Annotated in this window: 21 protein-coding genes, 3 tRNA genes, 1 pseudogene and 1 other annotated feature; of the genes and pseudogenes, 4 read left to right on the forward strand and 21 right to left on the reverse strand. The window is 37.0% G+C overall.

Going from position 1 to position 25,374, the window contains the following annotated elements; all coding sequences use genetic code 11:
- Positions 1–125: 125 nt before the first annotated feature.
- From ftsH to ODU55_RS09320, 17 genes and pseudogenes are all read right to left on the reverse strand, one after another.
- Complete coding sequence (ftsH, locus tag ODU55_RS09240) at positions 126–2,099, reverse strand: ATP-dependent zinc metalloprotease FtsH (protein ID WP_398582642.1); 1,974 nt, start codon at positions 2,097–2,099, stop codon at positions 126–128.
- A gap of 21 nt (positions 2,100–2,120) precedes the next feature.
- Positions 2,121–2,663, reverse strand: coding sequence for a hypoxanthine phosphoribosyltransferase (gene hpt, locus ODU55_RS09245; RefSeq protein WP_014735203.1), 543 nt, complete (start codon positions 2,661–2,663; stop codon positions 2,121–2,123).
- Positions 2,664–2,670: 7 nt separating this feature from the next.
- Positions 2,671–3,939 (reverse strand): tRNA lysidine(34) synthetase TilS, encoded by a 1,269-nt coding sequence (gene tilS, locus ODU55_RS09250; protein WP_398582643.1) that lies wholly within the window; start codon positions 3,937–3,939, stop codon positions 2,671–2,673.
- The gene (locus tag ODU55_RS09255) at positions 3,940–5,220 is read right to left on the reverse strand and encodes a serine hydrolase (protein WP_398582644.1); all 1,281 of its coding nucleotides are present in this window, start codon (positions 5,218–5,220) and stop codon (positions 3,940–3,942) included.
- 12 nt (positions 5,221–5,232) lie between these two features.
- Entirely contained in the window at positions 5,233–5,346 is a 114-nt protein-coding gene (locus tag ODU55_RS09260; protein WP_004194325.1) for an SP_0009 family protein, read from the reverse strand.
- On the reverse strand, positions 5,343–5,711 hold the full coding sequence (locus ODU55_RS09265; RefSeq protein WP_004194327.1) for a septum formation initiator family protein: 369 nt from the start codon (positions 5,709–5,711) through the stop codon (positions 5,343–5,345). Before ODU55_RS09265 ends, ODU55_RS09260 begins: the two co-directional genes overlap by 4 nt.
- Entirely contained in the window at positions 5,698–5,970 is a 273-nt protein-coding gene (locus tag ODU55_RS09270; RefSeq protein WP_004194330.1) for an RNA-binding S4 domain-containing protein, read from the reverse strand. Before ODU55_RS09270 ends, ODU55_RS09265 begins: the two co-directional genes overlap by 14 nt.
- A 49-nt stretch (positions 5,971–6,019) precedes the next feature.
- Positions 6,020–9,514 (reverse strand): transcription-repair coupling factor, encoded by a 3,495-nt coding sequence (gene mfd / locus ODU55_RS09275; protein ID WP_398582645.1) that lies wholly within the window; start codon positions 9,512–9,514, stop codon positions 6,020–6,022.
- The gene (gene pth / locus ODU55_RS09280) at positions 9,514–10,083 is read right to left on the reverse strand and encodes an aminoacyl-tRNA hydrolase (RefSeq protein ID WP_024384311.1); all 570 of its coding nucleotides are present in this window, start codon (positions 10,081–10,083) and stop codon (positions 9,514–9,516) included. The genes mfd and pth overlap by 1 nt, the downstream gene beginning before the upstream one ends.
- Before the next feature lie 158 nt (positions 10,084–10,241).
- The gene (ychF, locus tag ODU55_RS09285; RefSeq protein ID WP_398582646.1) at positions 10,242–11,357 is read right to left on the reverse strand and encodes a redox-regulated ATPase YchF; all 1,116 of its coding nucleotides are present in this window, start codon (positions 11,355–11,357) and stop codon (positions 10,242–10,244) included.
- An 84-nt stretch (positions 11,358–11,441) separates the two neighbouring features.
- A pseudogene (locus ODU55_RS09290) lies at positions 11,442–11,801 on the reverse strand (helix-turn-helix domain-containing protein).
- Between the two features lie 101 nt (positions 11,802–11,902).
- Positions 11,903–12,106, reverse strand: coding sequence for a DUF951 domain-containing protein (locus ODU55_RS09295; RefSeq protein ID WP_024379529.1), 204 nt, complete (start codon positions 12,104–12,106; stop codon positions 11,903–11,905).
- 9 nt (positions 12,107–12,115) lie between these two features.
- Positions 12,116–12,997 (reverse strand): diacylglycerol/lipid kinase family protein, encoded by an 882-nt coding sequence (locus ODU55_RS09300; RefSeq protein WP_398582647.1) that lies wholly within the window; start codon positions 12,995–12,997, stop codon positions 12,116–12,118.
- 91 nt (positions 12,998–13,088) lie between these two features.
- Positions 13,089–14,225: a DNA polymerase III subunit beta gene (gene dnaN, locus ODU55_RS09305; RefSeq protein ID WP_004194538.1), complete on the reverse strand. Its 1,137-nt coding sequence runs from the start codon at positions 14,223–14,225 to the stop codon at positions 13,089–13,091.
- 153 nt (positions 14,226–14,378) lie between these two features.
- Positions 14,379–15,752, reverse strand: coding sequence for a chromosomal replication initiator protein DnaA (gene dnaA, locus ODU55_RS09310; protein WP_105118940.1), 1,374 nt, complete (start codon positions 15,750–15,752; stop codon positions 14,379–14,381).
- 202 nt (positions 15,753–15,954) lie between these two features.
- The gene (locus ODU55_RS09315) at positions 15,955–16,719 is read right to left on the reverse strand and encodes a ParB/RepB/Spo0J family partition protein (protein WP_029171248.1); all 765 of its coding nucleotides are present in this window, start codon (positions 16,717–16,719) and stop codon (positions 15,955–15,957) included.
- A gap of 60 nt (positions 16,720–16,779) precedes the next feature.
- Positions 16,780–17,976: a S1C family serine protease gene (locus tag ODU55_RS09320; protein ID WP_024384306.1), complete on the reverse strand. Its 1,197-nt coding sequence runs from the start codon at positions 17,974–17,976 to the stop codon at positions 16,780–16,782.
- A 173-nt stretch (positions 17,977–18,149) separates the two neighbouring features.
- On the opposite strand from ODU55_RS09320, the gene rlmH reads away from it, so the two are divergent.
- Both rlmH and ODU55_RS09330 read left to right on the forward strand, forming a co-directional pair.
- A complete protein-coding gene (rlmH, locus tag ODU55_RS09325; protein ID WP_004194528.1) occupies positions 18,150–18,629 on the forward strand; it encodes a 23S rRNA (pseudouridine(1915)-N(3))-methyltransferase RlmH in 480 nt (159 codons plus the stop codon).
- Between the two features lie 24 nt (positions 18,630–18,653).
- Complete coding sequence (locus ODU55_RS09330) at positions 18,654–19,337, forward strand: YoaK family protein (RefSeq protein WP_053867304.1); 684 nt, start codon at positions 18,654–18,656, stop codon at positions 19,335–19,337.
- Here ODU55_RS09330 and ODU55_RS09335 read toward each other — a convergent pair.
- Positions 19,335–19,408: transfer RNA gene (locus ODU55_RS09335), tRNA-Arg, on the reverse strand. The two genes, ODU55_RS09330 and ODU55_RS09335, sit on opposite strands and share 3 nt — an antisense overlap.
- Positions 19,409–19,520: 112 nt before the next feature.
- On the opposite strand from ODU55_RS09335, the gene ODU55_RS09340 reads away from it, so the two are divergent.
- Both ODU55_RS09340 and ODU55_RS09345 read left to right on the forward strand, forming a co-directional pair.
- Positions 19,521–19,592 (forward strand) — tRNA-Glu (locus ODU55_RS09340).
- Positions 19,593–19,597: 5 nt separating this feature from the next.
- Positions 19,598–19,670: transfer RNA gene (locus ODU55_RS09345), tRNA-Asn, on the forward strand.
- 69 nt (positions 19,671–19,739) lie between these two features.
- On the opposite strand, the gene ODU55_RS09350 is transcribed toward ODU55_RS09345, so the two are convergent.
- The 3 genes from ODU55_RS09350 to ODU55_RS09360 form a co-directional block, all read right to left on the reverse strand.
- A complete protein-coding gene (locus ODU55_RS09350; RefSeq protein WP_398582648.1) occupies positions 19,740–22,319 on the reverse strand; it encodes a YfhO family protein in 2,580 nt (859 codons plus the stop codon).
- Positions 22,320–22,355: 36 nt separating this feature from the next.
- Positions 22,356–23,978, reverse strand: a complete 1,623-nt coding sequence (locus ODU55_RS09355) for an ABC-F family ATP-binding cassette domain-containing protein (RefSeq protein WP_398582649.1) — start codon at positions 23,976–23,978, stop codon at positions 22,356–22,358.
- A gap of 64 nt (positions 23,979–24,042) precedes the next feature.
- Complete coding sequence (locus ODU55_RS09360) at positions 24,043–24,915, reverse strand: YitT family protein (RefSeq protein WP_398582650.1); 873 nt, start codon at positions 24,913–24,915, stop codon at positions 24,043–24,045.
- Between the two features lie 101 nt (positions 24,916–25,016).
- Positions 25,017–25,223: a binding site (T-box leader), on the forward strand.
- Positions 25,224–25,374 lie beyond the last annotated feature (151 nt).

Genomic DNA, 25,374 nt, shown 5'->3' on the forward strand with positions numbered 1-25,374 from the left:
ATACCCTGTTTCTGATGTGTAGCATGTAAAAAAGCCTTTGCCAAGATTATGTACTTAGCGAAGGCTTGGTGGTTGAGAGTGAGGGCAGATCCGTTATGGAATGTCTTGCCCAGACTATTTTTATACTACTCTTTCGTATTAATTTTTTCTTTTACTTCTTCATAAGAAAGGGGATGAACATCTTCGTCATCGTGCTCAATATTCTCTGGCATTTTGCCTGTTTCATAAAGAGATTTAATTTGAACACTGTCAAGAGTTTCGTATTTAAGCAAGGCTTCTGCGATTAATTTATGAGTTTCGCGATTAGAATGAATAATTTCAGCCGCTTTATTGCGAGCTTCATTTAGTAAATCACGTACTTCATTATCTAATTCATAGGCAGTTTGTTCTGATATGTGTTTATGAGTTGTCTGACCACCAAACATTGCATGACTACCTTCATATTGCATTGGTCCCATTTTTTCACTCATACCATATTCTGCAACCATAGCACGCGCCATCTGTGTAGCTTGTTCAAAATCATTTGAGGCACCTGTTGTTTGGGTGTTGAAAATAATTTCTTCTGCAACACGTCCCCCCATAAGACCAGCCAATTGCTCCTTCATATCTTCTTTAGATAGAAGCATTTGATCTTCTTTAGGGAGGGCAATCATGTATCCACCAGCGCGGCCACGTGGTACAATAGTAACTTTATGAACTTCACGTGCATTTGACAAGACAAGTCCAACAATCGTATGACCAGCTTCATGGTAGGCAACGATCTCACGTTCTTTAGCTGAAATTTGGCGGTCTTTCTTAGAAGGTCCTGCAATGACTCGATCTTCTGCTTCATCAATATCTGAAGCATCAATCACAGTTTTGTTTCGACGTGCGGCTACAAGGGCTGCTTCGTTAAGAACGTTCTCTAAATCAGCACCAACAAATCCTGGTGTCTGTTGAGCCACTAATTTCAAGTCTACATCTGCTGCCAATGGTTTATTCTTTGCGTGAACTTTAAGGATTGCTTCGCGACCCTTGACATCTGGACGACCAACCAATACCTTACGGTCAAAACGTCCCGGACGAAGAAGGGCTGGATCTAAAACATCACTACGGTTGGTCGCGGCAATGACGATAATTCCTTCGTTGCCTTCAAATCCATCCATTTCAATCAAGAGTTGGTTGAGGGTTTGTTCACGTTCATCGTTACCGCCACCCATGCCGACACCACGTTGGCGACCGACAGCATCGATTTCATCGATGAAAATAATGGCTGGTGCTGCTTTTTTTGCATCTTCAAATAATGAACGAACACGGCTGGCACCGACACCAACAAACATTTCAACAAAATCTGAACCAGAAATGGAGAAGAATGGCACACCTGCTTCACCCGCTACTGCTTTGGCAAGTAAGGTTTTACCTGTTCCTGGAGGACCCTCTAGTAGCACACCTGCTGGAATACGTGCTCCAAGTTTAGTAAAGCGTTTTGGATCCTTCAAAAATTCAACAACTTCAACTAATTCTTGTTTTTCTTCCTCTGCACCTGCTACATCTGAGAAACGTACCTTGATGTTACTTTGTTCCAAAGCTTTAGCTTTATTCCGTCCAAAGTTCATGGCTCCTCGAGCTCCGCCACCACCTTGGTTCATCATCATCATGAAGAATACACCAGCAATGATAAGCGGTAACAAATTAAAGACGATATTTAACCAAAGTCCATTTGAACTTTCAGGTTTAATAGTAACCTTTACTCCATTTTCATTTGCAAGAGCTTGTAGCTCTGACAAATTCGTTTCTGACGGTAAAATTAGTGACTTAAAGTTTTTATACTTAACTTTGCTAGAAACTTGGAATAACTTAATAGATGAAGCTAACTCATCTTTAGCTTCCTGTTCTGTTTTGTACTTACCAGTAATTTCAATAACACTTGAATTTGGTTGATAAGTAATTTCAGATACATTATTATTTTTCAATTCAGTTACTACTTGTGAATAACTGATTTCTTGAGTTGCTACTTGCTGACCAGCGTTAAAAAATTGAAAGGCTGTAACAATAGTGGCAATAACGAGAATAATGAGAAAAGGATTTTTTATAAATCCTTTATTTGGTTGATTGTTCATAATATAGTAGGAAACCTTTTTCTATTTTGTGTAAACTTCCTCTTTGAGTACACCAACATAAGGAAGATTACGATAATTTTCATCATAATCTAAGCCAAATCCAACTACAAATTCATTTGGAATAGTAAAGCAAGTGTAGTCTGGCTCGATTTCAACAACACGACCTTCTGGTTTATCAAGAAGAGTGGCAATTTTAATAGAAGCTGCCTGACGCAAAGCAAAGAGTTCTTTCAATTCTTTTAATGTGCGACCAGTGTCAATAATATCCTCTACGAAGATGATATGTCGACCTGCAACACTATTGTCCAAATCCTTGATAATCTTAACGGTACCGCTACTCTCCGTTCCGCCATGGTAGCTAGAAACAACCATATAATCCGTTTCTACATGGGCATCAATATGTTTCATTAATTCTGCCATAAATGGGATAGAACCTTTTAAAATTCCTACAAGAATAGGATTCTTATCTGCATAGTCTGTTGCTAGAATTTGACCGAGTTCTTTGCATTTTGCAACGATTTCTTCTTCTGAAACAAGAATTTTCTTAATATCTTTGTCCAACATAGTTGTTCTACTCTTTCATTTTTATATATAAGGTAGCTTTGATTATATCATTTTTTACTGATTTACTCAAATCACTGCTAACAAGATTCGTAATTCCATAAATTTCTCCATCCTGCTCGATAATAAGCGCATTTTGTCGAACTTTCTGTGAGATTTTATTATCAATAAACCAACGGCGGAGTTTTTTATTTACTCCGTTTATTAAAATGGTATCCCCAGCCTGCCTTCTCCTCACTACAATTGGATTTTCTGTAGGAAAATATAAAATACTATCCGCTTCTTCCAAAGGATGATTGAGAGAAAAAATATATGAACCGTAAGAAAAAATACCCTCTGATTTTATCATGATTTTTTCTGGTTGACTATCCGTCTCTGGTCCTATTTTATAAATTTGAAAACGATGATAATCCTTCTCTAACATGTAATCATTTTTCAATAAATGATAGTAGTTAGCTTTTGAACGCAAGATATGTAATACTTCATTAAATTGTGGACGAGAGAGCTGTAAATCAGGAAAATTTTCCAAATATTCCTCTAATAGATAACTTTGTACCGCAGGTGTCTGTTGTTGAAAACTCATCACATCTGTAACGGATAAATCCTGTGTCAAATCTCTTAGCGCTTGAAATAGATTATTTGTATCAACTGCAAGATTATTGAGAGCAAGTTCGATTTTAGGATTTTCCTGTTTTAACTTTGGTAAATAGTCATTTCTGACTCTATTTCGAAAATATTTGAAATCTGCATTACTGCAATCTTCAAAATGAAATAGCTTATCAAAATCTGCCTTTTTAAAAGATAAAAGTGGTCGAATAAGTTCTCCTGTTGCAAAAGGCTGAGTCGGTTGAATTGCTGATAAGTGACGTAAACGCCCTCCTCTAATCAATCGCATAAAGACAGTTTCTGCTTGATCATCTGCATGGTGGGCTGTTACCAGTGCGGTGTAGCCTTCCTGCTCCATGATTTTCGCAAAGAATGCGTAACGCCATTTTCGCGCCGCTTCTTCTGAAAAAACACCTTTAAAATAGGACAGATAAAAGGGAACATTACATTCTTCTGCTAACTGTTTAAGATATTTTTCCTCGATGACAGATTCTTCCCTCTGTCCATGATTAATATGGGCAATGCCAAGTTCAATCCCTAACACTTGTTTGCATTCGTATAAAAGATGGAATAGGTTCATAGAATCTACCCCACCGGATACGGCTACTAGTACTTTCTTATGTTTATCAAAAAAGTGACCATCCTGTGTCACTTTTAAAAATCTATCTTTCATTTACTTTAAAATCCCGTAAATATCATTTGCAATTTGTGTAATCTCATCATAATTTGATTTATCTGTAAAAATAGATAAAACAAAAGGAGAGCCTGCGTAAACAATCGCTACATCGTGTTTGACATCATCTGCATCGCCAATTTTATGAGCAACTGGAACTGAGATGTCTTTCGAAATACGTTGATTATCAAATTGAGTAGATAACAAACTTTCTAGCACATAGCCATTTTGAATATATAAGGCTTCCATCATTTTCCCTGCAATCTCAGCTGAAGTTTCACGTGTAACCATACTCCACTCACTACCTGTTTTAGCAGTTATTACTTGATAAAAATTGGAATCGAATTTATTAGCTACATAATAAGAAAGTAAATTACTAGCTACATTATCTGACTCTTTAGCAGTCTTATTGATCAATTCTTCCACTGAATAATCTTTGTTGTCAGGAGTTTTTGACAGTGAACCACTTCCTCTAGCAACATAAGCTCCTGGGAAGGACATAGATTCGGCTGTATATTTCACTTTAGTGGTCAAATCAATATACCCAGCATTCAGTTGCTCTTGAACGTAATAAAGAATTGGTAGTTTAGCAATGCTGGCAGAATAGAATAGTTTCTCTTGATTTACACCTGCAGTTTGGCCTGTTGACAATTGTTTCACATATATACCAATAGTATCTTTGGAATATTTGTTAGTCAACAACTCTTGAACAGCTTCTACTCTATTATCCGTTTTAGAAAGATTATTTACTGCAATCCAACCTTTATCTGTAACATAGGCAAACTCACCTAGGGAAGTTGTTACGATTTTAGAAACCACAACAGCTTGATAGGGTTGTAAATCATTTTTTATTTCCGTAGCTTCGTTAGCAATTGGTGAGGTTAACAATGTGAAACCTTTTTTTGTCCAATAAGTTTGCTCTACAGTAGTTTCTGTAACAATTACATCATCAAATAGTAGATGCCTACTTGCAAGAATGTAACCCTTGTCATCTATTTGGAAAACCAATTCTTTTTTACTATTGACTAGAACATTCGTAATAGAAAAATGTTGGTTCGGCTGTAATTGTCCATCTGCTATAGTCAGTTCTTCATCCGAATAAAGATTCTCAGTTTGAAAAACATTTGGGTTTTGAGGGATAGTTTGAAAATACTGATCATAGATAGTATGAGTCAATTCGTATTCTTCTTGCGCTGTGAGTTCAAATGGTATTTCTGTACTATCGACCACCTGCCATCCAAATAAAACTGGCAATAACCATACGAGCAGTTTTTTCTGCATACTCCCTCCTTTCTACGATTCATTTTCTTCTAACTTTAATTCTCTATTCTTTTGATTCAACTCTTCTAATTTTTCATCAGAATGCTGTAAAAATTGCTCTACAATTTTAAAAATAGATTCGGTCATTTTGGTAACCCTGGAATATTGTAGACAAATTCCCCTTCTTTAGAGTATTGATACTTAGCCCGAACATACTTTGCTGCATATTCCTCATTTTTCAATTTTGCAACCATCTCTGCTTCCTGCTTCTGTTCTTTGGTCAGTTCTTCGTAATTTTTTTCCAATTCAGCAAGTTTCTTTTCCTGCTGCTGAATATTAGTGTATGTCCCAACAAGATTGTAGGCAGGCAACATAAAAAGAAAGATAACTAGAATGAGAATTGCACCCATAAAACGATTTTTTTGTTGGCGTTCTGCCAATTGATGCTGAGTTTTTTTACGCTCCGACTGAATAAAGGCATTATTCAGTTGTAGAATTTTAGATTTCTTCATCTTTTTCTATCCTTTTTTCACTGATAATTTCATACATTTTCAGTGCGTCTTCTTTTTTAGTCGAATCTTTCATTTCAAGTACTTTTACAGTGAGTAGTTTATTACCAAATTGGATTTCAACCTGATCATTTACTTTTAAATCTGTTGAAGATTTCGCCAAAATCCCATTGACCTTTATTCGTCCTTTATCGGCAACTTCCTTCGCAACTGTTCGACGCTTGATAATGCGGGATACTTTCAAATATTTATCTAGTCTCATACTTTACCTCAGTTCACTATTTTACCATTTTTCAAGGTATTTGAGAAATTTATTCTGCCTTCCTTGCTTTAATTTCTTTTAATTTTTCGGCAAAAGAAATCAATTCCTCTAATATCTCATATTCTTTTTTCTGTTGAATGTTAAACACAACAGCTAGTTTTCCTTTATTTTCCGTTATCTGAGCTTTCAAATTTGTCACAGATAAAGCTTCAAAGTAATCTTGCGTTAGGAAAATTTGACCAGCCATAGGTTCGAATGTTACTGTCACTTGATGTTGTCGTCTAAGAACTGTATGACAGAAAACTTGGTCTAAAAATGACTTCAATAGACCGATTTCAAGCAAGTAGGCTACTACATCAGGATACTCTCCAAAACGGTCAATCAATTCTTCCTGTAATTCTTGATAGTTTACACGACTGTCAATATTCTTTATACGCTTGTAAATTTCGATTTTTTGTCGCTGATCACCAATATAATCACTTGGTAAATAGGCATCAATCTGTAAATTGACCTCTGAATGACTCTTCTGACGTTGGGTTGCCTTACCTTGTTTTTCCAAGATGGCTTGTTCCAGCAATTGTGAATACAGTTCATACCCTACAGAATCAATAAATCCTGACTGGGCAGCGCCCAAAATATTTCCAGCTCCACGGATAGACAAATCTTGCATGGCAATCTTGAAACCCGATCCTAGTTCTGTAAAGCCCTTGATTGCTTCCAAACGTTTTTCAGCTACTTCTGTCAGGGACTTGTCTGGACGGTACATGAGATAGGCATAGGCAATCCGACTGGAACGGCCAACACGTCCTCGAAGTTGATAGAGAGTTGACAGTCCCATGTGATCGGCATTTTCAATAAAGAGGGTATTCGCATTTGGAATATCAACACCTGTTTCGATGATTGTTGTGGTCACTAGAATATCATACTCACCTTCTACAAAGGCATAAAGGGTATTTTCAAGCTGAATTTCCGACATTTGACCATGAACGTATCCTATGGTAGCTTCTGGAACTAATTCTTTTAATTCTGATACTTTCTGTTCAATAGTGTCAACTTTATTGTAAAGATAGTAAACCTGACCTCCGCGATCTATCTCACGAAGCATTGCATCTCGGATAACGGAAGGATTTGTTTCCATCACATATGTCTGAACAGGATACCGATTGGTCGGTGGAGTCTCAATTACTGATAAGTCTCTTATCCCTAGCATAGACATTTGTAGAGTACGAGGAATTGGGGTTGCAGTCAAGGTCAGAACATCAATTTTCTTTTTCAATTCCTTCAAACGTTCCTTATGCTTGACACCAAACCGTTGCTCTTCGTCAATAACCAGTAAACCTAAATCAGCAAAAACAACATCTTTTGATAGAAGGCGATGGGTACCAATCAAGATGTCAACTTGGCCTTTTTTCAGCTTCTCTAGCGTTTTTTCCTGCTCTGCCTTTGTTTTAAAACGACTCATAACATCAACATTAACAGGAAATTCAGCAAATCGTTCCTGGAAATTAGCATAATGTTGCTGGGCTAAAACAGTTGTTGGAACAAGAATAGCTACTTGCTTGCCATCATTGACAGCTTTAAAGGCGGCTCGCATGGCTACTTCTGTCTTACCAAATCCGACATCTCCTACTAACAGGCGATCCATTGGAGAATCTTTTTCCATATCCTTTTTAATTTCATCTATGGAACGGAGTTGATCATCTGTTTCTACGTGTGTAAAGTAGTTGTCAAATTCAACTTGATTTTCATCATCAGGTGAAAAGGCAAAGCCTTTCAATTGGCTACGTTCAGCGTAAAGCTTAATCAAATCATCCGCAATATCCTCAACTTGTTTCTGAACCTTTTGCTTGGTTCGTTGGAAACGACCATCGTTTAGTTTATTGACCTTTGGAGCTTTTCCATCAGACGCTAAGTATTTGGAAAGGAGATCAATCTGCTCTACAGGAATAGAAATACGATCGGAGTTTTGATATTGAACCGTTAAATAATCACGATGAATGCCTGAAATTTCAATAGTCTCAATTCCTAAGTATTGACCGATACCATGAACATGGTGAACGACATAGTCACCAACAGCTAGCTCACTATAGTCCTTAATACGTTCAGCGTTAGAAATATTGGTTCTACGGACCTTACGCTTCATTTTCTTATTGAAAATCTCTTTTTCAGTGATGAGAACTAACTTCTCATCCATCAAATGAAAACCTGAAGCTAACTGTCCAATCGTAACCTGTTGCTGACCTTCTACTAACTTATCTGCTGCATGTACTGGAAGATGGATATCATACTCTTGTAAAGTTTTCTGTAAAGTCTGTAAACTTGCTTCAGAACTTGCTTGAATAATGACTGTATTCTTCGACTTTGTATACCGAGTTAGTTCTTCTTTCAATAAGGGAATTTGATGGAAAAATTCCTGCATAGGATGTTGAGTAAATTGATAGAGGGCATCAAATTTTACATTTCCCAACCCCTTTTGAAAACTTGAAAAGAAGGTGGCAGGTCTATATTTTCTTAATTCCGAATAGGTAGATGCAAAATAGTTTAAACTTGACACTGATTTACCCTTTTGTAAATCATCTGTCAACAACTCTGCTGTTTCTTTTTCGAATTGAGACTGCTTGTCAGCAATTTTATGAAAATCATCTAAAAATAAGGGAGAACCCTTTGGCAAATAATCCAACAGTGTCCAAGATTGTTCATATAAAATTGATAGAAATTTTCGTAAATCAGGATGACGATACTCTGTTTGCATATCTGTCAGGACTTCCCGTAAATATGACTGCTGCTCTTCTATATGCGATTGTTCAATAGCTGTTTCAATACTACTGCAGGCCCGTTCATAGTCAGTAGCTGTCAAAAGAATATCCGATGCTGGAGCAATGCTGATGCTATCCAAATTTTCTAAAGATTTTTGACTGTCGACATCAAAGATACGAATGCCATCAATCTCATCTCCAAAAAATTCCAAACGATAAGGGGCATCAGCTTGCATATCAAAAACATCTAGGATGTCCCCTCGTTGGCTAAATTCTCCCTGAGTTAAAACTCTGGACACCTTTTTGTAGCCTGTGTTGACAAGTTTCTTCACAAGATTGTCAACTTCAATTTCTTGACCAACTTCGATTTGAATCTTTGACTTTCTAAATATTTCTGGATTCGGTAACAAAATCCTACAAGCAGCCATGCTGACAACTAGAACTCCTGACTGAGTTGGGTCAGTCAGAAAATTCAAGCTATCAATTCTTGACTGCGTCCGTTCCTTAGAAGCGAAAACAAACTCTGCAATCGGACTATCATCTGTAAAGAAGTTGTAAACATTCTCACTGCCTATAATGGCTGATAAATCTGTAACCAACCTCTCCGCTTCATTCTGACTAGCCGTTACAATCATTATTTTCTCAGCCAAACTATCATAGGCAGTCGCCATGACTAATGACTTACTGGTTCCAGTGAGTCCCAATAATAGTTGGCGAGCTGACTTGTTTAAGCCAGACTGCCACTGATTGATTTGCTTATTTTTGTGAAGAAGATCTAGTATATTCATTATCCGTTAAACTTTCTCATGATGCTATCAAAATCGTCCTCTTCCAGATAAAAGTTGACAGCCTTGTCAAGTTTATCTAGTGCTAAGTCGATTTCAATACGGTCTTCTGTATCAAATCCAGATAAGACATGATTGACAACGCTCATCTTTCCTTTTGGACGGCCAATACCAATCTTGATACGGTCAAATTCTTGTGTGCCAATATGCTTAACAATGGATTTAATCCCATTGTGGCCACCTGCGGAGCCTTTTTGACGGAAACGGATTTTCCCAACAGCCATGTCCAAGTCATCGTAAGCCACCAAAATATCTGTCTCATCTAGACCATAATAGGTCATCAGGGCATGGACAGCCTTGCCTGATTCGTTCATGAAGGTCGTTGGCTTTACTAGATAGATTTTTTCACCGTCAATAAAGGTTGTGGCAATGTCTGCTTGGAAAATCTTATCGTGACTAAAAGTTACATTTTCACGCTTGGCAATCTTATCTAGCAACATAAAGCCGACATTGTGCTTGGTTTCAAAATAGCGATCCCCAGGATTTCCTAGGCCTATAATCAATCGTGTCATTTTTTCTCCTTATCGTCACTTAGTTTATCTTTTATTACTTCGTTAACTCACCTTGCCGTACTCTAGTACTGCCTACGGTTCGTCGCCTAGTACTAAAAGCAAACTAAACGACTAGAAATACCAAAAGGCTGGAAAATGCATTCCAACCTGATTATCTATTATACGTTAAAGCGGAACTCCATGATGTCCCCATCTTGAACAACGTACTCTTTTCCTTCTTCACGGAGGCGTCCTGCTTCTTTAACAGCTTTCTCAGAGCCATATTGAATCAAATCATCATAGGACATGGTTACGGCACGGATAAAGCCTTTTTCGAAGTCTGAGTGGATGATGCCAGCACATTGAGGAGCTTTCATACCACACTTGAAGGTCCATGCACGCACCTCTTTTTCGCCTGCTGTAAAGTAGGTGCCAAGTCCAAGCAAGTGATAGGCTGCACGTGTTAATTTGTCCACGCCAGATTCTGCCAAGCCGAGGGCTTCCAAAAACTCACCCTTGTCTTCATCGTCGAGTTCTGAAATTTCTTCTTCAGCACGCGCAGAAATCACCACCACTTCTGCATTTTCTGTTGCCGCAAAGTCACGGATTTGCTGAACATAACTGATAGACTCAGGATCTGCTACCTTGTCTTCATCGACGTTGGCAACATAGAGGACTGGCTTGGTGGTCAAGAGGAAGAGTTGCTTAACGATTTTTTGTTCTTCATCTGTGAAGTCAACTGTACGAGCAGATTTTCCGTCTTCTAGGACAGGTTTGATTTTTTCAAGGACTGCAAATTCTGCGACAGAATCCTTGTCTTTTTGCGTACGTGCCATTTTTTCTACACGCGCATAACGCTTGTTGATGCTCTCTAGGTCCGCCAAAATCAATTCTAGGTTAATGGTATCAATATCTGCGATAGGATCAACAAAGGCATCTTCACGGCCTTGTTCACGCATGACATTTTCATCGTCAAATGCACGCACCACGTGGACAATTGCATCAACTTCGCGGATATTGGCCAAGAATTTATTTCCAAGCCCTTCACCTTTAGAGGCACCTTTTACGATACCGGCAATATCGGTAAATTCAAAAGTGGTTGGTACAGTCTTTTTAGGGGTGATGAGTTCTGTCAACTTCTGCAAACGCTCATCGGGCACTTCTACCATGCCGACGTTTGGATCAATGGTCGCGAAAGGGTAGTTGGCAGCTTCTGCTCCTGCCTTTGTAATCGCGTTAAATAGGGTTGATTTACCAACGTTTGGCAAACCGACAATTCCTGCTGTTAAAGCCATGTTTTCTTACTCTCCAATTAAAAATTCAATCATGACTATTATAGCAGAAAAGTAGAGAAAAAGCTTGCTGTTTGGCAAGCTTCGTTAAAAATAATGCTGAATAAATAATCCACCTAAAAGCATAACTGCAACAAAAATGAGAGAGATAATATCTCCTCTTGTAAGAGGTCGTTTGGATTCTTCGTTCAAGTATTCCCAAACATTCATTTTTCCTCGTTGTTACACCACGATTTCCTTCTCAGGTTCTTTTCCTAAAACCAGATAATCCAGACTGACACCAAAAATTTCTGCCAGCTGGACCAGTTTGTCGATGTCTGGCGTTGCTTCACCATTTTCCCACTTTGAAACAGCCTGACGGGAAATATAGAGTTTCTCTGCCAACTCATCTTGGGATAGATTATTGGCTGTGCGTAAAACTCGAATTTGCTGTGCTAACTGATTCATGGTCATGTCCTCCTTTTTTCTAAGTCTATTATAGTTTAGAAAGGAACAGTTGACTAGCACTTTTTAGGAAATATTCGCAACCGACAGTTGCAACCTGTCAACTAGGCTTCGCTTGGCAGCACTTGTTTCATTTTTCGTTCAAAATCATGCCGGCTCATCATGACCACATGGTCACAGTTGGTACAACGGATTTTGATATCCGCTCCTAGACGGATGACTTCCCATTTATTGGCCTTCTTGCCAGTTGATTTGATGACACAGGCATGAGGCTTTTTCATTTCAACAAATGATCCTAATTGATACATACTTCCTCCTTAAAGATACATACTTCTTTCCTGATAGGTTAACGTTACCTCATTTGCAGTACATATCTCTCCATCTATTTGCAATAATAATTTTTCTTTTGATTTTAAAGCTACATCTACCCCTGTTAAATGCTGAATTGTATGAGAAGTTTCATGCCTCTTCGTTAATAAGGCTAACAATGATTGTAGACGTTGGTAGAAATTTCCATTTTTGAAGTAAACAATATCTACTTCCTTCTTTTTAGCACTTGCTGTTGGCCATATCATGATTCCTCCACCAAAATAAAGACTATTTGCTACAGAAATAAAAAAGAGATTACCTAACTGATAAGATTTTCCATCAAGAGTTAATTCTAAGTTTATAGCTTGTTTTGAAAATAATGTTTTAATACCAAAGAATAGATAAGTTAACCTCCCAAGTTTTACCTTGTTCAGAATTTTTTTCAAAATTGAATTCGTTGAACCATTGATAACTTGAGCTGCAAAGCCAAAATCCATACTGTTTACAACCGTTCCGTGTGAACTGTTTAAAACATATATCCGACTTGTTTTTCCCTCTAAAATGGCATCTACACTTCTATAGAGCGATGTTATATTCATTGCTTTTGCAAAATCATTTCCAGATCCTGTTGGATAATAAGCAAACGGTAGACTAGCTGGCCAAAAACGCAAGGCTTTAGATAGGGTGCCGTCTCCGCCTAAAATCATTAATTGGTCCTCACTACTGACAAACTCCTTTAAAATAGCCTCTATTTGACTTTTTTCATCCTCAGGCCCAACTGTCATAAAAATGTTAACTGCAAGCTGTGGATAACTTTCTTTTATTTTGAATATGATATGTTCAGCAGTATGGCTACCAGCATTAGGATTAGCTAATATATATAACGTCATTTATTCCCCATCACTAAATATATAAAAATAAGCTAGGTGCTATTTTTTAGTATAACATAAAAACGGCTATTTTAGCCGTTCTTAATATTATTTAGTTGGTACGAACTGGTGTAACCAATTGAATAAAATCTTCCCCTTCATTATTTGGAATCAATGTAAATGGACGGACAGAAGAGATAAAGCTAATTTTCACTTGTTCACTAGTTGTGGCTTTCAATGCTTCTATCAAGTAAGTTGGGTTAAAGCTGATTACTAAGTCTTCACCTGATACTTCTACAGTATCTAATTCCTCATTCACACGTCCAACTTCTGGAGAATTTACATGAGCCGATACAACATTATTAGCAATTTCTAGTTTTACTGTACCATTTTGGGTTGCATTTGAAAGAAGACGAGCACGCTCCATCGAGTGACGAAGATTTGCAGTATCAAAAATTGCAGTTGTTTTAAACTCAGTTGGAATTAAGCGGTCGGTATCAGGGTAGGTACCTTCTAATAAGCGTGTATAGAAGCTAATATGCTCGCTTCTAAAAAGGATTTGATTATTTGAAAAGAAGACTTCTACTGTTTCAATATCATCTGTAAAAACTGCAGTAAATTCACGGAGAGAACGACTTGGAATGACAACATTAAAATCATCACCAGATGTATCAAGGACCAATTTCCGTTGGCTCATACGGTGTGAATCTGTTGCAACAGTTTTTAGATTTTTATTTTCTGTTAAAACAAAATGAACACCCGTAAGAATAGGACGACTTTCTTGTGTAGACGCTGCAAATGCTGTTTCATTAATTGTTTGTTTCAATACTTTGGTTTCTAACACCAATGGTTTTGAAGTTGGAACTTCCTGTAAACGAGGATACTGTTCTGCCTCTTTTCCCTTTAATGTGATTTCAGACTTACCACTTGTCAAAACGATTTGCTTTTGTTCAATTTCATTGAAGTCAAGGACCAAATCCGGCATGCTGGATACAACATTAATAAAGAAACCAGCTTCTAAGAGAATGGAGCCTGGAGAACTGATCAAAAGTCCTGCATTTTCATCTTGAATAGAAATAAAATGTTCAATCGAGATTTGTCCATTTGAACCAGTTAAAGTGATTCCTTCACTAGTTACTGTAATTTTTACTGTTGAAAGAATTGGAATAGCATTTTTTGTACTGATTGCTCGTTTAGTAATACTAAGTGCTTGTAGAAATATATTTTTATTAATAGAAAATTGAATCATGGATTCTCCTTTATTTATTATCTATAAGGTTAATAGTAATAGTAGTCTCTGTGTATTCTGTGGAAAAGTGATGAAAGACCAATAAAATTGCGGAAATTAACTTGTTCACAACTTGTGGAAAAAACAGAAGTTTTTTTAAAAGTTATACACAGGTTAACGAAGTTTATTTTTTATACTGGTAATCTCTATTTCTAAATTCTCATCATCCAAGAGGAGGGTTTTTATTTTATTGTATGCATGCATAACGGTTGTATGGTCTCGATTACCAAATTCTTTCCCAATTTTTGGAAGGGAATTGTCTGTCATTTCACGTGCTAAAAACATAGCAACTTGTCGCGCGTGAACGATATGTTGAACACGCTTAGAACCTTTTAATTCTTTCAAGCTGACACCGTAGAAATTTCCCACTTCGGTTTGGATTTTCTCAATAGGAATAACCATGTTTTGTGGATTTGTTTGTTTTCTTGATCGAATAGCCTCAGCAGCAACCTCGACACTTATCTCAGACAGTTGCCGCATAGTGGCTATCAAATGGATATCTTTTAAGGCACCTTCAAGGTCACGTACGTTCGAATCAAATTGCCCAGCTAGATAGGATAGCGTCTCATTTGTAAAGTTATAAGGCAGGTTCTCGCACTTGTTACGTAAAATTGCGATACGTGTTTCAAAATCAGGTGGAGTGATTTCACTGGTTAACCCCCATTTGAAACGTGTTACTAGTCTTTCTTCCAAATTGTCTAAGTGATCGGGATTACGGTCGCTTGTGAGTACAATCTGCTTATTTTTTTCATGAAGCGCATTAAAAGTATGGAAAAATTCTTCCTGTGTTGTTGCTTTATTACGGAGAGACTGAATGTCATCAATTAGAAGTAAGTCCAGATTGCGATAGGTTTTTTTGAAACTTTCCATATCATTGAGACGGAGGTGTTCTAAAAATTCATTGATGAATGTTTCCGATGAGACATATTTTATCCTTGCCTGGGGATTATCGGCTAGAACCTTATTTCCAATCGCATTTAAAATATGAGTTTTTCCAAGACCAGGACCACCAAAAATGAATAAGGGATTGTAGAGCTCACCTAGGTTATCAGATACAGCTAAAGCTGCAGCCTTTGCCCAGTGATTATTGTCTCCTTGTACAAAATTAGCAAAGGTGTACTGGGATTTTATGTCAGAATGAACCGGTTTAAAAGTTTCCTGAGGCGTAGCCGGCTCAGGTGTCTGTACCTGGTGAACCACTGAACTTCTTGCGTTTGTAATGCTCTTAATCTCCTGTTCATCCTCTGTAAATTGATATTGGATGGCAAGAGGCTCTCCGTAGATTTCAAAACTAGCGGCAATCATTAACTCTTCGAAGTTTTTTTCCCAGAAATCTTTTTTAAATGGACGATTTAAGAAAATATTGGCAACTTGCTGGTTGATTCCGAGTAATTTTGCATCAGCGACATAAAAATCATAAATAGATGGCTTAAAATTTACTTTTGCCAATTCAATAAATCGTTGCCAAAAAAGTTGTTCTTGGTTCATATTTTCCCCCTTTCACATTATATTCGTTAGAATAGTGTACCATAAAAAATAAAAGTTTTCCACAGATAATTTTAAAAATCCACACTGTTAAGAAAAGTTTTCCACAAGATGTGAATAAAAGTCAGAACCTTTGCTGGTCCTGACTTTTTGTAATGATTTTAGTGTGGAAAAGAGTGTTTATAAAAATAAATTGTAAACAAGTCTATTTAAAATTGTTGATAATTCTTTCGAATTCATCGAGGTCATTAAAGCTAATTCGAATTTCTCCGCTCCCGTTTTTCTTCTTGAGAATTTTTGTAGCTGTTCCAAGAGTTTTACTGAGTGAATCTTCCTGTTCTTTTAAAAATTGGTCGCGTTGTTTAAGCTTGGTGTGTTTTTTCTTATTTGCAGCTATTAATTTTTCAAGCGTACGCACACTTAAATCTTTTGATAAAATGAGTTGAACCCATTCGGCTTGCTTTTCTTCTGAAAATGACACCAATTGTCGCGCGTGCCCTTGTGAAATTTTTCCTTCTTCTACAGCTTGTTTAGTCTGAGATGATAGATTTAGTAGGCGCAATAAATTACTGATATATGGTCTTGATTTTCCCATGATTTGAGCAACTTCATCATGTGTTAACCCTCTACTAATCAATTTTTGATAAGAGGCTGCTTCTTCTATCGGATTTAAGTTAGAACGCTGCAGATTCTCTATGATAGCCTGATAGAGTAAATCATCATCAGTCAGTTCTTTTACCACTGCTGGTATTGTAGTCAGTCCAGCTAATTGACTGGCTCGCAACCTTCTTTCTCCAGCTAATAATTCATATCCGATAATAGAAGATTTTCTTACAATAATCGGTTGAATTAAGCCATTTTCCTTAATAGATTGAGCGAGCTCAAGTAGCTCCTTTTCATCAAAATGAATTCTTGGCTGATAGGGATTGGGATGGATTTCTGAAATATTTAGTGTACGTAATTCTTCCATATATCCTTATTCTAGCAAAAAAAATGAGACTTTACAATTGTGTAAAGTCTCATTTGTCAATTATTCGCTAAGTTCTTCTGTAGAATGTGTCAACTTAATGTCAACAGTTTGTTTCTGATTATTGCGGTAATAAGTTACAGTGATTGTATCTCCAATTTGATGTTTGTAGAGAGCGCTCTGGAGGTCACTCTTATTTTGAATAGCTTCTCCGTCAATCTCAGTAATAACATCAAAAGTTTCTAATTTTCCATCTGCAGGTAGTCCACTTTGTGTAGAGACAATTACTACACCGGATGTTAATTCCGTATTTGATAATCCAGCTTTTTCCAATTGACTAGTTGACAAGGTCGTCAAGTTAACCATATGAACTCCAAGAGCAGGTCGGCTAACTTTTCCATCTTTTTCAAGTTGATTGATAATAGCTACTGCATCATTTGCAGGAATAGCAAATCCCATCCCTTCCACAGCCACACCAGAGCTACTTACAGAACTTGAGGTGATTTTGCTAGAGGTGATACCAATAACTTGTCCTTGGATATTAATCAATGGTCCACCAGAGTTTCCTGGGTTGATAGCTGTATCGGTTTGAATAGCATTGGTTGAGATTGTTTGTCCGTCTTCTGATTGTGAAGTAACTGTCCGACTTAGGCTGGAAATAATACCTTGAGTAACTGTATTGGCGTAGACGCTACCTAGAGGACTACCAATTGCGATAGCAGTTTCTCCAACTTTAATTGTATCGGAATCAGCAAATTCAGCAACAGTGGTGACTTTATCTGCTGATATTTTTATAACAGCTATATCAGAATAGGTATCGGAACCAACGAGTTCACCGCTGATTTTTTCTCCAGATGCTAAAAGAATATCAATCTTTTCTGCGTTATTAATAACATGCGTATTTGTCACAATATAGGCATATTGACCATCTTTTTTATAGATAACTCCAGACCCCTCTCCAGCAACAGCTAGTTCGTCAGATGATTCAATATTTCCAAAGATAGCACCAAGACTATTGTTGGCTGACTTTTGGTAATTAATAACAGACACAACAGCATTTTGTACTTTCTCTACAGCTTTTGTGGTGGAAGTTTCATTATTATATTGAACATTGCTGACACTAGTGATAGCAGAATTTGCTTGTTGAACCTGTGGTTGGAAGAAAGAGGCTGATAAGGCCCCGATAAGCCCCCCAAAAAATCCAATTACAAATAGAATCGCAAATTTCAAATATTTTTTCATATAAGGAATCCTTTCCATTTCTTTAATTTTCCTTAAGATTACTCTTGCTTTCTTAATTATAGCTTAAAGTTTTAAAAAATCAATCCACAACCTGTGGATAACTCTGTGAATTATGTGAAAAACTGTAGCCATATCCTGATTTTCTAAAAATATTTTCTGTCGTATGCTTGTGGATATGTTACAATTATTTTATGAAAATAAAATTGATTACCGTTGGAAAATTGAAAGAAAAGTACCTCAAAGAAGGTATTGCAGAATATAGTAAACGATTGGGACGATTTACTAAGTTGGATATGATTGAGCTTCCTGATGAAAAAACACCAGATAAAGCCAGTCAGGCAGAGAATGAACAAATATTAAAAAAAGAAGCAGATAGAATTATGTCTAAAATTGGAGAGCGAGATTTTGTCATTGCCTTAGCGATAGAAGGCAAACAATTTCCATCGGAAGAATTTAGTCAAAAGTTATCTGATATTGCAGTAAATGGGTATTCAGATATAACTTTTATCATCGGTGGTAGTTTGGGTCTCGATTCTTGTATTAAAAAAAGAGCTAATTTGTTGATGAGTTTTGGACAGTTGACACTTCCCCATCAACTAATGAAATTAGTTCTCATCGAGCAGATTTATCGTGCATTTATGATTCAGCAGGGAAGCCCATATCATAAGTAGTTTCACGTGAAACAAGGAGTGAAAATGAATCAAAAAGATTATCGTGTTTTTGAGGGATTGAGAATTGCTTGTTCATTAACGTTTATCAGTGGTTATTTAAATGCCTTTACTTTTGTGACTCAGGGTGGTCGCTTTGCTGGTGTACAATCTGGAAATGTTATTTCCCTAGCTTATTTTTTAGCTAAAGGTGACTTTGCGCAGGTAGTTAATTTTTCCATTCCCATTTTATTTTTTGTATTCGGACAATTTTTTACCTACTTAGCAAGAAGGTATTTTGAAAAACAAACATGGTCTTGGCACTTTGGTAGTAGTGTAATGATGTTAGTTCTTATTTTACTAACTATCATTTTCTCACCTATTATGCCTGCGTCTTTTACAATTGCTAGCCTAGCCTTCGTAGCCTCTATTCAAGTAGAAACATTTAGAAGGTTACGAGGTGCTCCGTATGCCAATGTGATGATGACAGGGAATGTCAAAAATGCTGCTTACCTCTGGTTTAAAGGAGTTATTGAAAAAGATTCAGAACTTAGAAAAACAGGTAGAAACATCTTATTGACCATTATAGGGTTTATGCTAGGTGTCATTATATCTACTCACCTATCCTTCCAATTTGAAGAATATGCCCTTATTGGTCTAATTTTGCCAGTTTTATATATTAATTATGAATTATGGCAAGAAAAAAGACCTACTCGAGGTAGGTCTAAATGATTCCAGCAGGATTCGAACCTGCGACCGTTCGCTTAGAAGGCGAATGCTCTATCCAGCTGAGCTATGGAACCTTAACCATTTTATTTTACATTAAACAAAGCACTCTGTCAATACAATAAAAAATCAAAAAAATGTATTGACAAACAAAGTCACATGTATTATACTAGTTATTGTTCTAAAAATGGTCCGTTGGTCAAGGGGTTAAGACACCGCCTTTTCACGGCGGTAACACGGGTTCGAATCCCGTACGGACTATTTCTTCCGCCATAGCTCAGTTGGTAGAGCGCATGACTGTTAATCATGATGTCACAGGTTCGAGCCCTGTTGGCGGAGTAGATAAAGCATAGGAGACCTTGAGAAATCAAGGTTTTTTGTTTTTTACAAGAAAAAAACCGAGAAAGTTTAGGATTCTCGGTTCTTAGAATAATAGTATCCAATGAATTGATAGGAGAAAAATACAAAAACTGCACCCAAAGAAATCAGTAAACCTAGATAGAAACCATTTGGTACAAAGGTTAAAACTAGTTTAGTTTGACCTGAACTTACATCCACTTTCATAAAACCCTCTTGTGCTTTTTGGATTTTGATAGGTTTACCATCAATGGTTGCATTCCATCCTTTATCATAGGGTAAAGTAAGGAGGAGCGAGGCTTCTTTATCGGTTACAAAATCAACGGTTACTTTATTACCATCAGTTTTTGTTACTACTTGTTTTTCTTGGAGAATGGAAATAGCCTGTTGGAAAGCTAATAAGTCCAATCGATAAAATTGTGGTTTATCAAAAGAAACTTGATTATTTTCAGGAAAATATACATCGACTTGAACTTGTACATCTGTAGTAAAGCTCCCCACATTGAAGAAAGAGAAAGCATTATCTAGTGTAAACTCACTTGACTGATTATTGACAGTAATGACAACCTTTTTTTGATTCTCATTTGAGAATGTTAAATTTGGCAAATTTAAGTATACTTGGCTATTTGCAGGTATATTTACTAAGAAAGTTGCCTTTGTAGCATTCTCATTGTCAACTTTGTTGACAGTCATTCGATTGTTCAGTTCAACTGTATTTTGTGAAACAACATCTGATAAAGTGTGGTAGTATTTTTGAGATATCCCTGTTAGTTGATTAAGAAAATTTGTTTGATTATCGAGAGTCAGATTTGTAAAATCGACATCTCTGTAAATCCCTTCAGTCAATAGTGCTAAACCTAGATTAAAACTATTTTTGTAAAGATTAATAGTAGACTGACTCTGATTCAGTGTGAAACCAAACTTATTTGGGTCCGTAGTAGCTAAATTATATTTGATTCCGAATAGGCTATCAGCAATAATTGTATTATTCTGATAACGAAGATTCAAATTGGTACCGTCTGAACGGAAACCAAGCTTATCTAGTACTGAGCTGGAAGCACGATTTCGAATGGAGGAGAATTGAGAAATACCGTTGTAATTGAATTTCATACTATCATTGCCAGTTTGTGGTAATAGACGTTCTATACGATAAAATGAATCAGTTGCAGTCTTTGTAGACTTTACAATACTGTCAATATCTGTCAATTTTTCTTCATAGTTTGATCGGCTAGGAAAATGCCATTCATCAGAAATCCCCTGAACCTGATAATGACTATGTAATCCAAGTTCTAAGAAAGTGAAGAACAATAAAACAATATTAATCCATTTTAAGGATGATTTATAGCGAATCATTGCTACAAAAAGAATGAAGTAGGCTATTAGAAATTCTAGTGTGAGTAGGAAATTTACATCCATTAGAAACTCATAATGATCTCTAAAAATAAAGGTAGAAGCAAAGCAAATGAGTAAAAATGAAACAATCAGAGTAAAATTTTTAATACTTACTTGACGTAGTCGTACCAATGTCTCTGCTGCTAAATAGATAACGGTTATTGATAGAGCCCATGCATAACGATAGAGGAACATGTTTGGCGCATGCATACCTTGCCAAAAAAGATTGAGTGGTTGTAGGTAGAAACTTGAAATAATGAATGTAAAGAATAGAGCATAGGAGAGTTTGACAGTTGGTTTTATTTCTTTTAATGTAAAGAATAATAAAGCGAGTATTAGTGGAACGAGACCAACAGAGATCATGGGAATAGAACCGAATTTTGTTGTATCAAAGCTACCAACTAAGTTTTTTGCAAAGAAGTCCAGATACCAAGAGTCTTCGGTTTTTAGGTTGACAATTTTTGTAAATGTTTCACCGTGAGTTTTTAAATCCAAGTAGGTTGGTAACAACATAAACATGCTGCTTAGAGCAGATAAAATTGACACTATTGTAAAGTTGATAAATCTTTTGATTCTCTGACTATCTATCCATGATAATTGAACCAATGTCCATAATGTTAGAAAAATAGCCACCATATACCCGAAGTAATAGTTTTGGATAAACAAGCATGTTAATGTTATGTAGTAGAGAATCGGCCCCTGTTTTTTTAATAATCGATGCAATCCAAGAAGAATTAGTGGGAGGAGTATAAAAACGTCTAGCCAGTTGTTTATTTCTAATTGACTTGTACTAAAACTCATCAGAGAAAAACTAGTAGCGAGTAATAGTGCCCATTCTTCTTTCAAATTTTTATGGATACCCTTTAGGCTGACATAAGTTGACAACCCAGTCAATCCAAATTTGACAATAGTGACAAGATAGATAGCGTCAGGCATGGATTGTAAATCAAAGAAAAAAACAATCGGCGATAGGAATGAACCAAGATAGTAGGAGGAAAGAGCGTAGAAGTTTAGACCCAAACCACTTGTAAAGGTGTAAAAGAGAGAACCTTCTCCGTGTAAAGCATTTCGTAAAGTTTGATTAAAGATGACATATTGATGAAAGCCATCACTGGCTAGTATAGTGGTATCACTCCCCCACCAGATTCCTTGAAATGCTAAGACGATAGAAATAATGGTCAGCGGAATAAGGAAGGATAAGAGATGATAAATGGATGTTTTTGTAAATATTTTTTTCATAGATTTAAAAGAAAAGGCGAATAAATCGCCTTTTTATTATGCTTTCCAAAGTTCTTGTACTTTAGCTTGTACTTCAGCATTTTCCAAAAATTCATCGTAAGTTTCATCGATTCGGTCGATGACGCCATTTTTTGAAATAACGATGATGTGGTTAGCAAGAGTTTGGATAAATTCGTGGTCATGGCTAGCAAAGATGATAGACTCTTTGAAGGCTTTCAAACCATCGTTCAGACTGGAAATGGATTCCAAGTCCAAGTGATTGGTTGGATCATCTAAGACCAAGACATTGGACTTGAGGAGCATGAGTTTTGATAACATCACGCGCACCTTTTCGCCCCCTGATAAGACGTTGACAGGTTTGTTAACCTCATCGCCAGAGAAGAGCATACGGCCCAAGAAACCGCGCAAGAAGGTATTGTCATCTTCTTCCTTGCTGGCAAATTGACGGAGCCAATCAAGGATAGATTCGTTGGTATCAAAGTCACGAGAATTGTCTTTTGGTAAGTAAGATTGACTAGTCGTCACACCCCATTTGACAGTTCCTTCATATTCAATATCACCCATAAGAGCACGAATGAGAGCAGTTGTTTGGATGTCGTTTTGACCAATAAGAGCAGTCTTGTCACCTGGACGCAGGATAAAGCTGATGTTGTCTAAAATTGTTTCACCGTCGATGACAACTTTTAAGTTTTCAACTGTTAAGAGGTCATTACCGATTTCACGTTCTGATTTGAAGTTGATAAATGGGTACTTACGGCTAGAAGGAATAATTTCCTCCAACTCGATTTTGTCCAACATCTTCTTACGTGAAGTAGCTTGCTTAGACTTAGAGGCATTAGCAGAGAAACGGGCAACGAACTCTTGTAGTTCCTTGATTTTTTCTTCTGCTTTGGCATTACGGTCAGCTTGTAGTTTAGCTGCTAATTCACTAGATTGTTTCCAGAAGTCGTAGTTACCAACGAAAATCTTGATTTTACCGAAGTCTAGGTCGGCCATATGGGTACATACTTTGTTTAAGAAGTGGCGGTCGTGGGACACGACGATAACCGTATTTTCAAAGTCAATCAAGAAATCTTCGAGCCAGTTGATGGATTGGATGTCCAGACCGTTGGTTGGCTCGTCCAAAAGAAGAACGTCAGGCTTACCAAAGAGGGCCTTAGCCAAGAGGACCTTAACCTTCTCACCGTTGGTCAATTCGCTCATGTTTTGGTAGTGGAGGTCTTCTGAAATGTTGAGGTTTTGGAGCAATTGAGAAGCTTCACTTTCAGCTTCCCAGCCACCAAGTTCAGCAAACTCACCTTCTAATTCAGCGGCACGAACACCATCTTCATCAGAAAAATCTTCCTTCATATAAATAGCATCTTTCTCTTTCATGATGCTATAAAGTTGCTCATTCCCCATGATAACAACGTCAATCACGCGCTCATCTTCATAGTCGAAATGGTTCTGACGTAGCACAGAAAGGCGTTCGTCTGGTCCAAGTGAAATATGACCTGTTGATGGCTCGATGTCACCAGCAAGAATTTTCAAAAATGTAGATTTACCGGCCCCGTTTGCACCAATCAAACCGTAGGTATTTCCTGCTGTAAATTTGATATTGACATCGTCAAATAATTTTCGGTCGCTAAAGCGAAGCGACACGTCTGATACTGTAAGCATAGTTTCTCCTCTATTTCTGTCTATTAGTTTCATTGTACTAGAAAGAACTTGAATTTTCAATGAATTACATTGGAATCAAAATATCTTCATCATAATGTTTATGGTCTTTTTGAAGACTGAAGCCACGTCCACGCACCTGACTTGCAGGCATAACAACCATAAAGGCAGTTTCATCAATTTCTAATACCGCTGTCTCCAGTTTCTGCATTTCTGGAATAGAGATGGTAGTCATCAACATGCGCTTGTCAACCCCTGTAAAGCCACCGATAATTGGAAATTCTGTAACACCGCGATCAGCAACTTTAGTAATATAGTCTTTAATTTCTTCTGATTTTTGAGAAATAATCATGACATTTCGAGAAGATTGAGAACCAGACATCATGCGGTTGACAATATAAGTAATGGTCATTAGGGCAATAATCGAGTACATAACAGTATCAGTATCGAAGGCAATAAATCCAAGACCAACGATAATACCATCAATAATAGCCATTGTCAGACCTAATGATAAAGGGGTGTACTTGTGAATAAATTGAATAAGAATACCTGTCCCACCAGTAGAAGAATTTCCAAGGAAAACAAGACCAAGTCCAAAACCTAGGATAATTCCACCGAAAATAGCAGCTAGGAGAGGATTTTCTGTCAAGTTGGGTAAACCTGCTGTCAACTTGATGCAAAGAGGATAAATGACAGCACCATAGACAGTTTTGATAAATACAGATTTTCCTAAGAAAAACCAACAGATGATTAATAAAGGGATGTTACAGTAGAGGACAAAGTCAGACGGACTCCACCCCAGAAGAGCATTGAGTGCGATTGCTAAACCTCCGACACCACCAGATACGATATTATTCTCTAGAAAAAAACTGTTAAATCCAATGGCCATGACAACTGATCCGAGTGTGACAGAGATAAAGTCCTTTATACGTTCTTTCATATATTCTCCTTGGTTAGTGTTATAAAAGCAATTTCTATTATCCCTAATTTAGACAGTATCGTCAAGGCTTTGTCAGCTTGACTTTCTAATTTTTTGCGGTTATAATAGGAATCAATCAGAAGAGTAGTAAGTGGATAATTTTTAGAGAGTTTGTGGTTGGTGGAAACAAACAAGAGTCGCTTATGAATGGACTGAGTGAATAGAATCTGAATAAATAAGGATTCGGCTAGCAGGCCTTATGTGCAAAAAGATGTAAGCTTATTTAATGCTTATAAGTGAGGTGGCACCGTGTCCTTGACGCCCTCGCACAGTTTTCTGTGCGTGGGCTTTTATTTTATGGCTTCGAGCCAGTTTTTCTCGTAGAGAAAAACAAGAAAACCACCAGCTATGCTGGTGGCTGACAAGGCTTTGAGCTTCCATTTCTTTTTCCTGTTATAATCTAATTGTTCAGGTTAGATA

Source organism: Streptococcus sp. 2022WUSS037 (assembly GCF_044427225.1).
GTDB lineage: Bacteria > Bacillota > Bacilli > Lactobacillales > Streptococcaceae > Streptococcus.

Excerpts from the sequence above, each read along its gene's own strand:
- tilS (WP_398582643.1), bottom strand. The coding sequence starts at position 3,939 with ATGAAAGATAGATTTTTAAAAGTGACACAGGATGGTCACTTTTTTGAT.
- ODU55_RS09315 (WP_029171248.1), bottom strand. The coding sequence starts at position 16,719 with ATGGAAGAATTACGTACACTAAATATTTCAGAAATCCATCCCAATCCC.
- pth (WP_024384311.1), bottom strand. The coding sequence starts at position 10,083 with ATGACACGATTGATTATAGGCCTAGGAAATCCTGGGGATCGCTATTTT.
- ODU55_RS09295 (WP_024379529.1), bottom strand. The coding sequence starts at position 12,106 with ATGTATCAATTAGGATCATTTGTTGAAATGAAAAAGCCTCATGCCTGT.
- ODU55_RS09255 (WP_398582644.1), bottom strand. The coding sequence starts at position 5,220 with ATGCAGAAAAAACTGCTCGTATGGTTATTGCCAGTTTTATTTGGATGG.
- rlmH (WP_004194528.1), top strand. The coding sequence starts at position 18,150 with ATGAAAATAAAATTGATTACCGTTGGAAAATTGAAAGAAAAGTACCTC.
- hpt (WP_014735203.1), bottom strand. The coding sequence starts at position 2,663 with ATGTTGGACAAAGATATTAAGAAAATTCTTGTTTCAGAAGAAGAAATC.
- ychF (WP_398582646.1), bottom strand. The coding sequence starts at position 11,357 with ATGGCTTTAACAGCAGGAATTGTCGGTTTGCCAAACGTTGGTAAATCA.
- ftsH (WP_398582642.1), bottom strand. The coding sequence starts at position 2,099 with ATGAACAATCAACCAAATAAAGGATTTATAAAAAATCCTTTTCTCATT.
- ODU55_RS09320 (WP_024384306.1), bottom strand. The coding sequence starts at position 17,976 with ATGGAAAGGATTCCTTATATGAAAAAATATTTGAAATTTGCGATTCTA.
- ODU55_RS09260 (WP_004194325.1), bottom strand. The coding sequence starts at position 5,346 with ATGACCGAATCTATTTTTAAAATTGTAGAGCAATTTTTACAGCATTCT.
- ODU55_RS09355 (WP_398582649.1), bottom strand. The coding sequence starts at position 23,978 with ATGCTTACAGTATCAGACGTGTCGCTTCGCTTTAGCGACCGAAAATTA.
- ODU55_RS09300 (WP_398582647.1), bottom strand. The coding sequence starts at position 12,997 with ATGACGTTATATATATTAGCTAATCCTAATGCTGGTAGCCATACTGCT.
- ODU55_RS09330 (WP_053867304.1), top strand. The coding sequence starts at position 18,654 with ATGAATCAAAAAGATTATCGTGTTTTTGAGGGATTGAGAATTGCTTGT.
- dnaN (WP_004194538.1), bottom strand. The coding sequence starts at position 14,225 with ATGATTCAATTTTCTATTAATAAAAATATATTTCTACAAGCACTTAGT.
- mfd (WP_398582645.1), bottom strand. The coding sequence starts at position 9,514 with ATGAATATACTAGATCTTCTTCACAAAAATAAGCAAATCAATCAGTGG.
- ODU55_RS09270 (WP_004194330.1), bottom strand. The coding sequence starts at position 5,970 with ATGAGACTAGATAAATATTTGAAAGTATCCCGCATTATCAAGCGTCGA.
- ODU55_RS09265 (WP_004194327.1), bottom strand. The coding sequence starts at position 5,711 with ATGAAGAAATCTAAAATTCTACAACTGAATAATGCCTTTATTCAGTCG.
- ODU55_RS09360 (WP_398582650.1), bottom strand. The coding sequence starts at position 24,915 with ATGAAAGAACGTATAAAGGACTTTATCTCTGTCACACTCGGATCAGTT.
- ODU55_RS09350 (WP_398582648.1), bottom strand. The coding sequence starts at position 22,319 with ATGAAAAAAATATTTACAAAAACATCCATTTATCATCTCTTATCCTTC.
- dnaA (WP_105118940.1), bottom strand. The coding sequence starts at position 15,752 with ATGAACCAAGAACAACTTTTTTGGCAACGATTTATTGAATTGGCAAAA.